Annotated in this window: 15 protein-coding genes; all 15 read right to left on the reverse strand. The window is 67.2% G+C overall.

The genetic code is table 11. The features are described 5' to 3' along the window. Positions 1–510 precede the first annotated feature (510 nt). Positions 511–1,101 carry a helix-turn-helix domain-containing protein gene (locus tag miv_RS33980; RefSeq protein WP_207183792.1) on the reverse strand — a complete coding sequence of 197 codons (591 nt, stop codon included), beginning with the start codon at positions 1,099–1,101 and terminating at the stop codon, positions 511–513. After that, positions 1,101–1,484 carry a helix-turn-helix domain-containing protein gene (locus tag miv_RS30515; RefSeq protein WP_207183793.1) on the reverse strand — a complete coding sequence of 128 codons (384 nt, stop codon included), beginning with the start codon at positions 1,482–1,484 and terminating at the stop codon, positions 1,101–1,103. The genes miv_RS33980 and miv_RS30515 overlap by 1 nt, the downstream gene beginning before the upstream one ends. Positions 1,485–1,859: 375 nt before the next feature. Continuing rightward, positions 1,860–3,224, reverse strand: a complete 1,365-nt coding sequence (locus tag miv_RS30520) for a hypothetical protein (protein WP_207183794.1) — start codon at positions 3,222–3,224, stop codon at positions 1,860–1,862. A 14-nt stretch (positions 3,225–3,238) separates the two neighbouring features. Further along, positions 3,239–5,512 carry a DotA/TraY family protein gene (locus miv_RS30525; protein WP_207183795.1) on the reverse strand — a complete coding sequence of 758 codons (2,274 nt, stop codon included), beginning with the start codon at positions 5,510–5,512 and terminating at the stop codon, positions 3,239–3,241. Between the two features lie 10 nt (positions 5,513–5,522). Further along, positions 5,523–6,521, reverse strand: a complete 999-nt coding sequence (locus miv_RS30530) for a hypothetical protein (RefSeq protein ID WP_207183796.1) — start codon at positions 6,519–6,521, stop codon at positions 5,523–5,525. Next, positions 6,518–7,528, reverse strand: a complete 1,011-nt coding sequence (locus miv_RS30535) for a hypothetical protein (RefSeq protein WP_207183797.1) — start codon at positions 7,526–7,528, stop codon at positions 6,518–6,520. Before miv_RS30535 ends, miv_RS30530 begins: the two co-directional genes overlap by 4 nt. Further along, the gene (locus miv_RS30540; protein ID WP_207183798.1) at positions 7,525–8,292 is read right to left on the reverse strand and encodes a hypothetical protein; all 768 of its coding nucleotides are present in this window, start codon (positions 8,290–8,292) and stop codon (positions 7,525–7,527) included. The genes miv_RS30535 and miv_RS30540 overlap by 4 nt, the downstream gene beginning before the upstream one ends. After that, the gene (locus miv_RS30545) at positions 8,289–9,239 is read right to left on the reverse strand and encodes a M23 family metallopeptidase (RefSeq protein WP_207183799.1); all 951 of its coding nucleotides are present in this window, start codon (positions 9,237–9,239) and stop codon (positions 8,289–8,291) included. Before miv_RS30545 ends, miv_RS30540 begins: the two co-directional genes overlap by 4 nt. Then, complete coding sequence (locus tag miv_RS30550) at positions 9,236–9,637, reverse strand: hypothetical protein (RefSeq protein WP_207183800.1); 402 nt, start codon at positions 9,635–9,637, stop codon at positions 9,236–9,238. Before miv_RS30550 ends, miv_RS30545 begins: the two co-directional genes overlap by 4 nt. After that, on the reverse strand, positions 9,634–10,284 hold the full coding sequence (locus miv_RS30555; RefSeq protein ID WP_244749125.1) for a hypothetical protein: 651 nt from the start codon (positions 10,282–10,284) through the stop codon (positions 9,634–9,636). The genes miv_RS30550 and miv_RS30555 overlap by 4 nt, the downstream gene beginning before the upstream one ends. Before the next feature lie 14 nt (positions 10,285–10,298). Then, positions 10,299–10,544, reverse strand: coding sequence for a hypothetical protein (locus tag miv_RS30560; RefSeq protein WP_207183802.1), 246 nt, complete (start codon positions 10,542–10,544; stop codon positions 10,299–10,301). Then, positions 10,541–11,176, reverse strand: coding sequence for a YcbK family protein (locus miv_RS30565; RefSeq protein WP_207183803.1), 636 nt, complete (start codon positions 11,174–11,176; stop codon positions 10,541–10,543). Before miv_RS30565 ends, miv_RS30560 begins: the two co-directional genes overlap by 4 nt. Then, complete coding sequence (locus miv_RS30570) at positions 11,157–12,338, reverse strand: type IV pilus twitching motility protein PilT (RefSeq protein WP_207183804.1); 1,182 nt, start codon at positions 12,336–12,338, stop codon at positions 11,157–11,159. The genes miv_RS30565 and miv_RS30570 overlap by 20 nt, the downstream gene beginning before the upstream one ends. Positions 12,339–12,341: 3 nt before the next feature. Next, complete coding sequence (locus miv_RS30575) at positions 12,342–13,529, reverse strand: type IV secretory system conjugative DNA transfer family protein (RefSeq protein ID WP_207183805.1); 1,188 nt, start codon at positions 13,527–13,529, stop codon at positions 12,342–12,344. Positions 13,530–13,531: 2 nt separating this feature from the next. Next, positions 13,532–13,672 carry a hypothetical protein gene (locus miv_RS30580; RefSeq protein ID WP_207183806.1) on the reverse strand — a complete coding sequence of 47 codons (141 nt, stop codon included), beginning with the start codon at positions 13,670–13,672 and terminating at the stop codon, positions 13,532–13,534. Between the last annotated feature and the right edge of the window lie 69 nt (positions 13,673–13,741).

Raw genomic sequence — 13,741 nt, forward strand, 5'->3', positions numbered from 1 at the left:
CGCACTCCGTCCAGGCAAAGCCTCTCCGTCACGAGAAACTGCGTTTCTCGCTTGACGCCCGAGGGCGTTCTGTGGCTTGTGAGGGATGCTTTAGGTCCTCACCGGCCCATATCTCGAGACGGTCATTCGGCCCTCATCTCCTGCCAGGGAGGTGGGGGCCGATGGCTTTTCAGGGTCTGACTGCGGCGGCGGATTCTCCGGTGGTTGCGATGACCCCCGTGAGGGAGCCGGCGAATGGCCATCTCGGTTGTTGCACTAAAAAGAGTCAACCCGATTCGCGCCGTGAGTCACACCCAAGCGTCAGTCGAGAATTGCGAGGCATTTATCGTTAAATCCCTGATCGGATGATTCTGGAAATTGGGGGAACCAAACGACCAATGCGAATGAGGACTCCTTGATCGAGGAAGCGATCTTGCCGGCGTGAGGGATGCTTCGTCCCTTCACCTCCCAGCTCTGTATCGGCAGGGCGCAGAGCTTCCGTGTGGCCTTGTGAATGTGATCCGCCGGCCGTCACGGAAGCGAGACAGTGCCGGTTGCGCCTGCCTGGACGACAGCTGTCCGGAACCACCTCGCGGAGGCGCCGGATGGCGCATCGGGATGGTCGATGTGGAGGAAGGCGTGACCGGTGTGGCCCGTCTCCGCCGCCGCAAGGGCCTCGACGCAGCGGGCGATCACGAGCGCGTCCTGAAAGCCGATGAGGGACAGATGCAGACCAGCCCGCCGACGGACAGGGCGGAACGCAGCTCGAGGACCTCGGAGAGGGGGGACGCTGGTCAGACCATCGATCTCCCGTGCATGGACGGCGAGGGGCTTGCGCCCGTTCTCGCCGGTCTCGCGATCCACTCCTTGACAATATGAACACCGCCCTGAGAGCCGCTCCATCCGAAGACGAAAGGCGTGCAGCGCTGACCTCGTCGCCGCCGATCTCATACTCACCGTTGACCAATCGGCCGAGCGCGGCTTCGCCAATGAATGCCTCGTAGAGCGGCAACGGTTTCGTGGGCGAGACAGAGCGAGGTCGAAGCCGAAGGCATGAGTGACTTGTCCGCCCTCGCCACGGCGCGCGAGGCGCTTGCCGTTGGAGATGTCGCGCCGGATCATCAAGCCGGCCTCGCAGAGAGCAGGGGGTGACGGTGCAAGGCCGCCTCGGAGAGGCCGCGCGCCCGAGCCACGAGGCTGCTGCGCGAGGGGAAGACCACCAGGTCGGGGCAGGTCGGGACTGTCCTCGGTCGGAGCCAGCACTGTCTCGGGCAGGAGGTCAGGATCGCCCCGAACACGACGAGGGTCGCGGACGACAGGCCGAAGCGTGCCCGCGCGACCGTGAGGTCGTGCAGGACGCGCCATTTCTCGGCGACGATGCCGGCAGGCCGAGCCGTTGCAGCCTCGGCCTGAGCGGCGATTTGCGCAGCCGTCAGCGACCGCGCGCCGAATGGCGCGGTGATTCGCCTGGCCACCTCACCAAGGCGGCCACTGTTTTCTTTCATACGCCCGATCCCTTTCCGGTCGGGCCGCGACAGCTCGTGAGGTCACCCCATAGGGGCGGCCTCCTCCAGGCAAAGCCTCTCCGTCACGAGAAATGCGCTTTCTCGCTTGACGCCCGGGGGCGATCCGTGGCTTGTAGGAGTTGGTTTTTGGGCTCCTACAGCCTTCTCGTAACGGTCATTCGGCCCTCATCTCCCGGCAAGGAGGTGGGGGCCGATGGCTTTTCAGGGGTGCTCTGCGGCGGCGGTGAACTCCTGGTTGACGGCGCTCCGGCGGAGAGCCGGCGAAATGGCATCTGGTTCTGTGTGTTAAGCAGAGTCAACCCGAATCGCGCCCTGAGCCTGATTCGAGCGTATTTTCATCGTAGAACTCTCTTTCTAGGTCTTTTGCGGGCTACGCTGCGGCATGCTGGGAAGCTCGACGTCGAGCACGAAGGGACAATCTTTGAGCGCGGAGATGATCTTCGAGGCTCCCTCCGAAGCGTTTTTCGCTCCGGCCCTGCTTTGAAAACGAAGGGCGGTGATTTTTCGGACGGCCTTGTAGAGGTGGCCGGGTGGTCTCGCCGGAAGAGAGAGGGTGCCGATCGCACCGGCCTTTACGGCGGCGGCCCGGAAGCGTCGCGCCGACTTGCCTGAAAGCTCCCCGGGATACGCGACGTGAATGAGGTTGTCCGAGCCGTGCCCCGGCTTGCCCTCGATCAAAGCCTCGGTGCAGCGCGCGATCACGAGCGCCGTGGTCAGGGGCGACGACGGTCGGATGCAGACGATCCCCCGCGCCGAGATGGCGGAGCGCAGCTCGAAGCCCTCGGTGAGCGAGACGCTCTTGAGGCTGGCGATCTCGGTTGCGTGCGCGGCGAGGGCCTTGCGGCCGGCCTCGCGTTTGTCATCCGGAAGGTCGCGGATCGGCTGGACCGCTGCCCGAAGAGCCGCACCCTCGGGCGATTCGACCTCTTTGGCGTTTACCTCATGCCCGTCGATCTCGTACTTGCCCTCGACCAGATGTTCGAGTGCGACCTCGTCGACGAAGGACGCATAGAGTTCGAGGGGGTTCTTCTTGAACCGTGTGGCGATCTCCTTGACGAACGGCATCAGCACGGCATGCAGGGCTTCGGCTTCCGGGCCCAGGCGCAGGTCCGCGATCGCTGCTGCCAGCGTCGAGTCCTCTATCCGCAGGGGCGGCCGGGGCACGGCGTCGAGATCGATCGAGTAGACCTCTTGGTCCCGGCCGAAGGGCTGCGCGACGCTGGCGATCTGCCGGGTCAGCATTTCCGGCTTCCTGACGGCTCCAGGCCCTGGATCGAGCACGCCGCGGCCGGCGAGCTCAGGGAGGGATTTGGGGATTCCCTCGACGATGATGGCGCCCATGCGATTGATGCAGGCTCCGAACACGAGGTTGCCGATCGCCAGGGCCTGCCATCGCGGGTCGTCGCCTTCGATCGCCACGCCCTGAACCAGGTCCTCGCGCCGCAGCCAGACCTGGCCGGGGGTCGCGAGGCCGACGGGCCAGGTGGCGTCGCCGCGCCGGCGCGTGGTCTCGTCGCGATAGCCGCGGCGCCCGAGGTGGTACGGGACGCGCCCCGGTGCGCGCCAGGTCCGCCAGCCGTAGGTGAAGTGGCGTAGGAAGCGGTACCCGGCGTAGACTAGGATCGCCTCGGGCACGAACGGCGCGGCGATCAACGAGAAGGACAGGGCGGTCGCGATCCCGAAATGCCACGCGACCTCTTTCGGGGTATCATCGTTCATCGATTACGCTCCCTTCAGCCCTTGGTCCGGCTGCGGAGCATCGAGAGCATGGTGGTGCCCGCTGCTTTCGAGCCAGCTTGGGTGCCGGATGTCAGGGAGCCGGCTGTTCTGGCCGCGTTGCTGCCCGGGATCCTGCCCGGCGAGTTCGGCATGATGATGCCGGCCGCCATCGTCGCGGAGCTGCTGCCAGTCCGCCGCTCGATGTTTGCCCCGATCCAGGACAGCACGGTCTCCGGCAGGGCACTGATCTGGCCTGCCGACAGCACGACGATCGTGAACAGGATGACGGCGTAGACGAACAGCCCGGCGGTCCCGACCATTACGTAGGCGATGGTGCCGTCGGGCGAGATCATCGCCAGCGCTCCGCGGAAGAACACGTTGGTGATGTCGATGCCGACCCGCATCAGAAGAAGCGAAGCGAGAAGGCCGACGACGATCAGGGGAGGGCGGAGCAGGATGCCGAGGAAGAACATGTAGCCCTGACCGCTGTTGCCGACGAAGCTGTCGGAGCGGGCCGGCATGAACTTCGTGAGAAGCCAGATCGGCACCGCGATCATCGCCTCGGCAACGACGAGGAACCAGTTGAAGGTCCCCATCAAAAAGTGGACGATGACCACGAACGGCACCAGGCCGACCAGAATGAAGGCCGCCGCGAAGAGGATCGTCGCCAGAAAGTAGAGAAAGCCTGACACCTTCTCCATGCCCTGCTGGACTACCTGAGCACCAGGGACCTTCAGAGCTCCCAATCCCCATCCAACGAAATCAGAGGTGACACCGGCACCCGTCGCGGCGAGACCGAAATTCGCGATACTCTGGCCGATCTCCTGCACCTCGAGGATCGGATCCCTCCAGGTCGTGCTCTCCGGCCGGCTGATGACCCCGAGGACGCCCGAGTAGATCGCCGAGAGCGCCCGCGCGAACATGCTCGGCGGGTCGGCCTGTGCTGCCGGGTCATCGCTGGCGATGCGCGCGACGCTGCCCGTGCCTTGCGCGGCGATGAAGCCGCTGAACGTCCCGACATAGGTGACGTTGCGCTGCGCCTCCTGGGCGAGCGGCCAGTAGGCACTGTGGCCGAGCGAGGGCATGTAGGTGGAGATCGCGGCCGGGGGCACCGCCGTCACCGAGGCACTCGGACCGGCCGAGGCGGCGAGGAGCTTGGCCTGGACGAGGCTCATCGAGCGCTGCCACATCGCGGCCGACAGCCAGCCGTTCTCCGTCGAGTTGTCCAGATAGGTCCGTAGGGCCTGATCGAGCTGCGAATTGTTGCTCTGGGTCAGGCTCTGGCTGACGCTGGTATAGGCTGCGTCGATCGCATCCTTGATACGGCCCTGGATCGCCTGCTCGTCGCGGGTCCCCGACATGATGGTGGTCGCGATCCCGCTTGCGGCGCTGTCGAGGCTATTGAACGCCGCGTGGAACGCGCGCTGGCTCTGCTGCTCGGCCAGGGCGATCAGGAGGGACGTCGTACTGGCGTCCTTCGTGTCGGCGAGATTCATGCTGATCTTCTGGTGCTCGTAGACGACCGAGCCGCACAAATTATTTGACCTGCGAAAATATCCATTCGTGTCAGCAAAATAATAAGTCGTTGTTTGCGGGCTCCACGATCCGAACATACCGGTGTCCGTGGCCGTCTGAGTGACGATCGAGGCGGCGTTGTCCCGGCCGGAGACGTTGTTGGCATATTGCTGCAACGACTGGGCACAGACGTGGCCGTAGAGGCGTGCTTCCAGCACCTTGGCGAGCTTGCCGCGCAGGGCGAAGTCGCCGAGGACCTGGGTCGGTTGGGCGAGGGTGCCGTACATGCCGGTCAGCTGGGTGCTGGCGACCCGGGTCCAGAGGGTGTCGCCGAACCCCGATCCCCAGACGGCAATCTGCACCACCAGGATCTGCACCAGCGACAGGCCGGACTTGATCGGCAGGCTGAGGATCGCGCCGGTCATCACCCGCAGGATGGTGTACTTGGCGCTCGACCCCCGCCCGAACGCATGGCCGTCGTTCGCGGTATCGGCGACCAGCGAGTAGAGCAGGTAGCAGGCGAGGATCGTCGAGACGATCAGGCAGCCGACGTTGAAGTAGCCGAGCGCCACCGTGAGCGGGCGATCGTCCGAGCAGGTCGCGGCGGTCCACACGCCGTCGACCACGCAGCCGAGGAGCTTGCGCAGGTTCACCAGCGCCAGGTCGTTCTGGACGGGGGTGAAGATCTCCTTGCCCGTCGTCTGGGCCTGGGCTGCCGTGGCCGTTGCGAGAACCGCGAGGCTGCCGCCGGCGGCGATGATCCTGCGGAGCATCGGGAATCCCCTAGAGGTTGCCGCCGGCCTGGGTGGCCAGGATGGTGCCGAACACCGCCGAGGTCCGGGCCTGCTGCTCGATGAGCTGCTGGCGCAGGCTGAGCGACATCGAGCGCAGACGGGTGAGTTCGATCAGGAGCCCGTGCTCGGACTGGCCGGCGAGCCCGGCCGACCACGCCTCGTACTGAGGCCCACCGCCGTACTGGCCGATGAGCGCGTCGAGCTGCGCGAGCGGGGAGCCGCCGGTGGTGCCGATCTGGTGGTCGTCGGAGGACGACATCGCCCGCACGGCGCTGAGCGAGACGAGGGCGGGCGAGCGCAGGGCTTCGACCCGGCGGGCGCGCAGCATCATCACGTCCGCCTCGGCGCCGGGCATGTTGGCCGTCGGCTTGGGCATCGGCAGGCCGGCCATGGCCTGGATCACGGCCTTGCGGTCGTCGTCGCTGGCGGTCGGATCGAAGAACACCGCGCTGTCGGTCCTGGTCGGATCCTGCAAGCGGTCGCGCGCCGCCTGCTGGACCGGGGTGTTCTTGCCAGGCGCCACGTCGAGGCTGCGGTAGCTCTCCCGGCCGGTCATGGCGACGTTGCCCATGGCGCGGCTGGTCGCGTTCATCAGGTCGATCGAGCCGCAGGCGTTCACGCCCTGGCCGGTGTCGATCCCGTACTGCTCGCGGGCGTCGACGAGGGCGCGGCGCTGCGCGACCTGGGACAAGGTCGAGGCGACGGCCTGCTGGGTGTTGCTGACGAGGTTGACCTCGCGCTCGCCGTTGGTCGCGGTCTGGGCGGTCTGCACCTTCATGGCGGACAGCAGCATCTCGAGGGTGAGGCTGCGCTGCGTCGCGATGGTGGTGCCCATGGTGGCCACCCTGGTGGACAGGGTGGCGGTGGCGCTGTTGTGGCCGGCGATCCAGATCGGATCGGCGACAAAGCAGCTCTGTGCCGCTGCCGGCGAGGCGAGGACGGCGGCGAGGGCGGCGGCGGAGACGGCGAGGAGGACCTGCTTTATCATGGCGCCCGGTAGCTCGCGGGGGTGAGGGGGCCGCGGTTGACCGCGGGCACGCTGTTCGTGAGGCGGGCGTTGACCATGGCGAGCAGCAGCGCCGCGGCGGTGGCCTCGGTCCGCATCCCGCGTTTGACCTGGAGGGCGAGGAGGGCGAGGTTGGCCGCCTCCATCCGCACGGCGTCCTGGATGATGCCGCGGTCATGCTGGTCGGCGACGCCGGCCGCCCAAGCGGCCCCGCCGTCGTTGCCCTGCCAGTGGGCCGAGAGGGTCCGCGCCTGCGCGATCGGTCCGTCGGGCCGGTAATCGGCCGCGATGTCGGCGAGCACGACCGCGGTCATCGACCGGTAGGTGTCCTTCCCCGTCTTCTCCAGGCGGTCGCGATCGCTGGTGGCGGTGGCGGCGGTGTTGCGCTGCCGTTCGTCCGGCGGCCCGACGACGGTGTTGATGAATTTCGACGCGGCCGCGGCGTCGCCGCTGTAGAGCGCGCCGCCGTCCGGGGCGTCGCCGGACCGCACGTCGGCGACCCAGTCCTTCGGGTCGGCGTAGCGGCCGGGCTGGGCGCGCACGGGCGTGACGATCTGCTGGCGGGCGACGGCCGAGCCGGCCATCGCGGTGTAGAGGGCCTGCGCCTTGGTGTTCGACCCGCACGGGTCGTAGCCGATCGAGCCGTAGCGGTGAGTGGCGAGCGCCACGGCCTGGCGCTGCTCCTGGGTGACGACGGTGGTGGCGAGCGCCTCGCTCGACGCCCGGAACCCGTTCGAGACCTGATCCGACCCGGCCGCCGACTGCGCGGTGAGGACCTTCACCGCCGACAGGAGCCGGGCCCGCTCGGCGATCTCCTGCGCGATGAGGCCGGCCTCGGTGGTGGTGATGGCGCCGGTGATCGCCGTGGCCAGGGCGGAGGTCGCGACGTTCACGCGCGTCTCGACCCCGAAGCAGGTCTGCGCCTGCGCTGGGGTGACCGCGCCGATCGCCGCGGCGGCGAAGCCTGCGAGGAGGACGCGACGGATCATGGCGAGGCTCCCTGGCGGCTGTCGCCGCCCATGCCGCCGAGGATGACGCCGACGAGGCTGGCGCGCGCGCCGCTCATGATCGCGCCCTGGCGGCGGGCCATGACGAGGGCGGCATCCTCCTCGGCCGTGGTCGGGTTCGGCTTCACGGTGGGCAGGGGAGCGACCACGTCGAGGTAATCGGCCGCGGTCATCACCTCCTCGGCGCCGTAGTCGCGGTTGAAGAGCCAGGGTGCGGTGTCGGAGTCGCCGGCACCGAAGCCGCCCGGCTTGGCGCCAGCGCACCAGCCCGTCTCCTGCTCGGAGGGCGAGCAATAGAAGGTGCGGCGCTGCGCGAGGCTGTCGCCCATGCGCTCGGCGGCGTCGCCGCCATTGGTCAGCCAGCGCTGGTCGGCCTGGCGGAAGCTCTGCCGGACCCTGTCGGCAGAGGCGTAGCTGTCGCGCTCCTCTGAGATCACCAGAGAGATGTTACAGGCGGCGTAGCCCGTGCCGGTGTCGTAGCCGTACCGGTGCTGGGCCCGGGCGAGCCGCAGGGCGTTGTCCTGGCTCACCAGAGTCGACGCGGCGGCTTCTGCCGCCGCCTTGTGACCGTTGGTGGTCTGGAGCGACGTTGCACTCGACTGCGCGCCGGAGACCTTCATGCCCGAAATGAGGCGCTGGAGGGAGATCTCCCATTGCGGGAAGAGCCCTTGCGCCTGGGCGGGGGACGCCAGGGCGACGGCCAGGACGGCGCCGGCCGGAAGGAGGGGGGGGAGCTGGCGCGTCACGGCCGGACCTCCACGGGGTGGGCATCGAGGGCGTAGAGGGCGACGAGCTGGGCGAGCGCAGCATCCATCTGCGCGTCGTAGTCGAAGGTGTTTGCGGTCAGCTCGGTCGCGTTCTGACGCCCGAGTTCGATGTAGAGACTGCGGTTGGGCTGATTAGCGACCTTGACCGCATGATCCTCTGATCCAACGGCTTTCCCGGCAGCACTGGTGACCGCGGCCTGGCGCGATTGCGAGTCGGAGCGAGACACGGTTTCGCTGGCCGCACCCTCGTTGGCACCTGGCGAGCAGGTCTTGGGCAGGGTGGTGTCGCGCGGGCCCCCGGCCATGTCCGGGTACTTGTTCGAGATCGGGATCTGGCGCGGCAGGAAGGGCTCGGGATTGACGTAGTACCAAGCAGTCGGCAGCGCCGACTTGATCGCGTCGGCGGTAAGGGGGCTACTGCTCTTGCGGGAAACCTCGTTCCAGACTCGTCCGTTGGTGCCTGTCGTCGACAGCGCACTCCCCTTGAGAAGGGTACCGAGATGGAGGTGTGGGGCACAGTGATCCATGCCCTTGCAGCCCATCGTACCGACCTGTTCACCAGCTGCGATTGTAGGACGTTCGCGGCTTTGAAAGGCAGCGACGTTCATATGCAGGTAGAAAAAACGCGTATCCCCCGACACAACATCAGCAATAACTCCACCCTTCCCGAAACTTCTATATTTTATTGACCCTGAAAAACCAGAATATATAGGAGTTCCCGCCCCCTGACTATTCACGATGTCCATGCCCTGGTGATAGCCCGCCGAAGCGCCCGGCCGTCCAGATCGATCCACGCCATAGGGGGATGAGACCCGCTGGCCGGCAGGGCTCATGATATCGACGGTCAGGCAGGTGCCAGCGGCCGTTGGTTCACAGAAGAACGCCAACGATGCAAATGCTAGACTTGCCAAGGCAAGCGGCCTCATCGATCGCTCCCCGCATTATGCAGGCAAAGCCCGAAGTCGGTATTATTGAATAATATTTTTGTCTTATTGATGATTTTTATTGAAAAAGCATCAACATCCGCTTCGTCGGCCCCTTCACGCAGCTGCATAGGAACGCCTTTATCCCAATCACACTTCGTTTTTACAGCAATGTATTTACCTCTCGGCTTGAGACTCTTGACCACGCAACGTCCTTCTCCCTCATCGAAACGCTGGATGATGCGTTTCTTCTCGATTTTCAAAAATGGCTTTTTGCAATCAGGTCCTTTCGGGCCGTCATGCCCCCATACTCCTACAGGCAAAGCAAGCTTTTGCGCCTCAGCCGAACCAACAATCGCCAGGATCAATGCAGAGGAAAGCAGGGTGACACGACCGATCATTGTTTCATGTACTCCCCGAATCCGCTGCCGATCGTGGTCCCGGACGAAGGCGGGACGACGATCGTGGAAGACGCGGCCGGCGCGGTCGTGTCCGGCTGCACCACCTGGGACGAGGTTTGCGTCGGGGTCAGGTTGGTGAGCGCCGAGCCGAACGCCGTGCTCTGGACGTGGTTGTACGACCCGAGATTGGTGATGTTCGGCAGCGAGATCGGCGAGATCGAGCCGTTGAGCTGCCGGAACAGGTCGCCGGTGATCGAACTCTGGAAGCTCCCCATCTGCTGATTGATGCTGCGGATCGTGTCCTGGAGCTGACTGTCGAGGATCTGGCACACTTGGCGCTTGGCCTGGTCGATCACCGACTGGACCAAGTTCGTCACCCCGCTCGTGAGGAAGCCGCTCAGGTCCGGGATCAGGTTCGAGAGGTCGAACCGCTTCAGCAGGTCGCCGGCGATGCAGGAATTCGGGCCGTTGAAGAAGCTCGACGGGTTGACCTTGGCGGCGTCGATCAGCGCGATCTGGCGCTGCACGGCGGCGTCGGCCGCCTGCCGCACCAGGCAATTATTGCCGGTCGACTGCGCCCGAGCCGGCGCAGGCCCGGCCAGCGCGAGCCCGCCGATGACGGCGGCGAGGATGAGCGAGGCCCGCATCCGCGGGGTCCGATCTAGAACGCCGGCCATTGTCCACCTTCGATAAATTTCGCCCAGACGTACTTCAGGAACCGCATCGGGGTCATCTTGCGGTGATTGCAGTATGCGAGAAACGCTGCGTACATCCCCATGCCGATGAACGTGTATCGACTCAGACCCGTGATGATGAGGAGCGGGAAGAACGCTGCGATGCTTCCATGAATGCCAAAGCAGCGCAGCGGCACGGCGCTCCAGCGCCAGGGCAGGTGGCCGTCGCTCATGTCGGCTCCTTCGGTTGCGTGATCGGGGTGCCGGGCACCGGCTGGCCGGCGGGGGGCCGCTTGCGCCCGCCCGCCCATGACCGGGCCTGCCCGAGATCGAGGTGGCAGAACGTGGGGTAGATCCCGATGCCGCCACGGCCGCAGAGCGCCCCGGCGACCGCGACCGCGTCCGGGGCGTAGCCGGCCGCCTTCACGTCGGCGGCGAGGCCGGCCAGATGCAGCGAGCCGCGGGCCGCGCCCTCGATGCCGGCATTGTGCCTGGGCGTCCGGTAGCCCGAGGTGACGATCAGCGGCACGGCCGAGCCGTGGACGGCGCTCATCGCCCCCTGGACCGCCGCCAGGAGGTCGAACAGGCGTGGGTCGATCCACACGGCCGAGCTGCCGTCACGAACGTCGCGCAGGAGCCAGGAGAGGAGGAGGAGATCGCGCGCGTTGTAGCCGCCCGGAGTCCGGACGATCGCGCTCACCTCCTCGCCGGTGCCCTCCCGCCGCAGCCACAGCCGCACGGGCGCGGCGGCGGCAGGAACAGGGGCCCCGGCGAGTGCGGCGGCGTAGGCCCGATTGAGCCCGGGCAGGGTGCCCGCGAGGGTGCCGGCGAGGCCGGCGAGGAGGTCACGCCGCGAGACGGGCATCGCGATATCCGTAGCGGTCGAGGACGCGGTTGGCGGTCCTGACGTCGATCACGCCCTGCTCGAGGGCGGTCATCACGGTGACCTTCATCGATCGGCCCTGCTCGCCGCGCCCGATGATGGCGCGCAGGGTGTCGACGGCCTCGGCCATGCCGGCACGCGCCACCTCGCGCCGGACCTGATCGGTGAGGACCTGCCATTCGCGCAGGCAGACCCGGCCACCGCCGACCTTCGGGACGAGGAGCTGGGACACCAGAAGGTGCGTGCTCGACAGGACATCGTGGAAGGCCTGGACCTGCAAGTCGCTTGGGAACTTGAGGGTCAGGCGCCGCAGGATGTGGGCAACGTCGTTGGCGTGGGTGGTGGTATAGATCGGGTGCCCGGTCTGGGCCGCCTCGACGCTCGCCAGCACCGTGTCCATGTCGCGCAGTTCGCCCACCGTGATGAGAGCGGGGTTGCGCCGGAGGCTGTTGCGCACGCCGGCCGCAAAGCTCGGCAGGTGCAGGCCGATCTCGTGCTGCATGATCGTGCATGTCGCCGACGGCACGTTCTCGAACACGAACTCGATCGGGGCTTCGTAGGTGAGGATGTTGCCGTGGATCGGCGTGTCCTCTTCGAGAATGCGGCGCATCAGGGCGGCGATCGTCGTCGTCTTGCCCGAGCCGGTCTCGCCCGCGACGATGACGGCGCCCTGGGCCGGGGTCGACTCGGCGACGACCTCGGGGTCGGTGCCGTTCTGCGCGACGGTCGGCGGCTCGGCCGGGATGTGGCGGCAGACGATCTGCACGCCGACGTCGCCCTCGTAGTAGCCGGCAGTCACGTTGATGCGGAAGCGGTGCCCGATCGGCTCGGCGTAGTGGTCGTTGGGGTCGTGCTCCAGGACCGTGATCGCGCGATCGAAGTCCTGGCCCGAGTAGAGCTTCGACATGATCGAGTCGGTCGTGGTCAGCTCGGTCGTGATGCGCGCAAGCGTCGTCGGCTGGAGCCAGACCTGGGTCAGCGCACAGAGATGGCCGTGGACGGACGCGAGCACCGGCCGGCCGGACTGGAAGATCACCTCCGAGGCGCCGATCGCGACGGCGTGGACGAGGAGGCGCGTGACCTCGGCGCGGCCATGCACGGTGATCGGCTCTTCGGGGCAGCGGGTGGCTCCGGTCCAGCGCATCGCTCACTCCGCCGCGGCCGTGCGCAGGAATTTCGGGGCGACGACGATCTTGAGCAGGCGCTGGTCGACCGCGGCCGAGCGGCCGCCCTTGCCGACCTTGAGGCCGGTGGCGCGCACCTTGACGATCGGCAGGCTGACCGCGCCGGCCGCGGCGAGCTCGCCGTAGCGGCGCATCCCGGTGAAGTCGCGGTCGAGGCGGGCGAGGCCGTCGTCGAACGCAGCCCGGGCCTGGGCAATCCCGACCTCGAGCCCGCCGGCGTAGCCGACCTCCCAGTTCGCCTTCTCGACCTCGCCCTTCGGTGGGGTCCAGGTCGTGCGGCCCTCCGGGGGCGGGGTGACGGTGAGGTAGTCGCGCCAGTTCGGCGGGATGACGGTGACACGCGCGTCGCGCACGATCTCGAAGCTTCCGAGGGTGGTGACGAGCAGGGTCCGTGTCGGGGTCTGGCGCACGTCGCGCAGCTCGGACACCACCGGGGGGACGATGTCCGGCCCGATCATCACCGTCGCGAAGGGATAGCGCGCATCGAGGCGGGCGGCGACGTCGGCCGTGTCGAGGTAGGCGGCGATCCGCTGCGACTCCTCCAGGTAGCCGGCCTGGATGCCGGCCGAGCGGGCGGTGCGCTGGACCACCTTGGTCGGGCGGTTGGCGTCGCCGAAAACCCCGGCCGAGTAGCGCTGGAAGTCGGGGTTCGACGGGTGGGGCGGGGCGGGCGGAGGCTGGTTGTCGCCGAAGTTCTGCGGGAAGGGCTGGCTGTCCCCCCCCGGCAGGGTGCGGGGCCCGTTGGCGATCTGGTTGAGGGCGTTGGCCTGCGCCACGCCGCCGGGGCCGTAGTAGCCCGGTGGCGGGTAGCCGCCGTAGCCACCACCGCCATACCCCCCATAACCGCCATAGCCGGGAGCCGCGTAGCCGGGCGCAACACCGCCGTAGCCGGTAGCCGCGTAGCTAGGCGCAACACCACCGTAGCCGGGAGCCGCGTAGCCGCCGTAGGCGGGTTGGGCGTAGCCGCCATAGGCAGGCGCGGCGTAGCCGCCATAAGGCATGCCGTAGGCGCCCGCAGTGGCGACCGGCGCACAGGCCGCCGGGTTCTGGGCGCAGTACGTGTTGGCGACCTGAGCGGCAGTCGGATGGGCTGCGACGCAGAGCGCGGTGGAGCGGAGCGCGGTGGAGAGGATCCAGCCCTTCAGACGCATGGTCAGATCCCGTGCTCGCGCAGCTTGGCGTCGACGTGCCCCGACGTGCTGCCGCCGGTATTGACGCAGGCAGGCAGAAGAACGGACATTCCGAGAAGCACTGCCGCCAACATGATAAAGTGGAGAATACGATTGCGGTCCACGATCAAGCCTCGACTATTATCGTTGATATTTTCCTTGCCTAGACAATCCCTCTTGATCCACAAGCACAA

The organism is Methylobacterium indicum, assembly GCF_017347565.1.
GTDB classification, from domain to species: domain Bacteria; phylum Pseudomonadota; class Alphaproteobacteria; order Rhizobiales; family Beijerinckiaceae; genus Methylobacterium; species Methylobacterium indicum.

What these genes read in the sequence shown, in the direction of transcription:
- miv_RS33980 (WP_207183792.1), bottom strand. Translation starts at nt 1,101, where the DNA reads ATGATCCGGCGCGACATCTCCAACGGCAAGCGCCTCGCGCGCCGTGGC.
- miv_RS30515 (WP_207183793.1), bottom strand. Translation starts at nt 1,484, where the DNA reads ATGAAAGAAAACAGTGGCCGCCTTGGTGAGGTGGCCAGGCGAATCACC.
- miv_RS30520 (WP_207183794.1), bottom strand. Translation starts at nt 3,224, where the DNA reads ATGAACGATGATACCCCGAAAGAGGTCGCGTGGCATTTCGGGATCGCG.
- miv_RS30525 (WP_207183795.1), bottom strand. Translation starts at nt 5,512, where the DNA reads ATGCTCCGCAGGATCATCGCCGCCGGCGGCAGCCTCGCGGTTCTCGCA.
- miv_RS30530 (WP_207183796.1), bottom strand. Translation starts at nt 6,521, where the DNA reads ATGATAAAGCAGGTCCTCCTCGCCGTCTCCGCCGCCGCCCTCGCCGCC.
- miv_RS30535 (WP_207183797.1), bottom strand. Translation starts at nt 7,528, where the DNA reads ATGATCCGTCGCGTCCTCCTCGCAGGCTTCGCCGCCGCGGCGATCGGC.
- miv_RS30545 (WP_207183799.1), bottom strand. Translation starts at nt 9,239, where the DNA reads ATGAGGCCGCTTGCCTTGGCAAGTCTAGCATTTGCATCGTTGGCGTTC.
- miv_RS30550 (WP_207183800.1), bottom strand. Translation starts at nt 9,637, where the DNA reads ATGATCGGTCGTGTCACCCTGCTTTCCTCTGCATTGATCCTGGCGATT.
- miv_RS30555 (WP_244749125.1), bottom strand. Translation starts at nt 10,284, where the DNA reads ATGCGGGCCTCGCTCATCCTCGCCGCCGTCATCGGCGGGCTCGCGCTG.
- miv_RS30560 (WP_207183802.1), bottom strand. Translation starts at nt 10,544, where the DNA reads ATGAGCGACGGCCACCTGCCCTGGCGCTGGAGCGCCGTGCCGCTGCGC.
- miv_RS30565 (WP_207183803.1), bottom strand. Translation starts at nt 11,176, where the DNA reads ATGCCCGTCTCGCGGCGTGACCTCCTCGCCGGCCTCGCCGGCACCCTC.
- miv_RS30570 (WP_207183804.1), bottom strand. Translation starts at nt 12,338, where the DNA reads ATGCGCTGGACCGGAGCCACCCGCTGCCCCGAAGAGCCGATCACCGTG.
- miv_RS30575 (WP_207183805.1), bottom strand. Translation starts at nt 13,529, where the DNA reads ATGCGTCTGAAGGGCTGGATCCTCTCCACCGCGCTCCGCTCCACCGCG.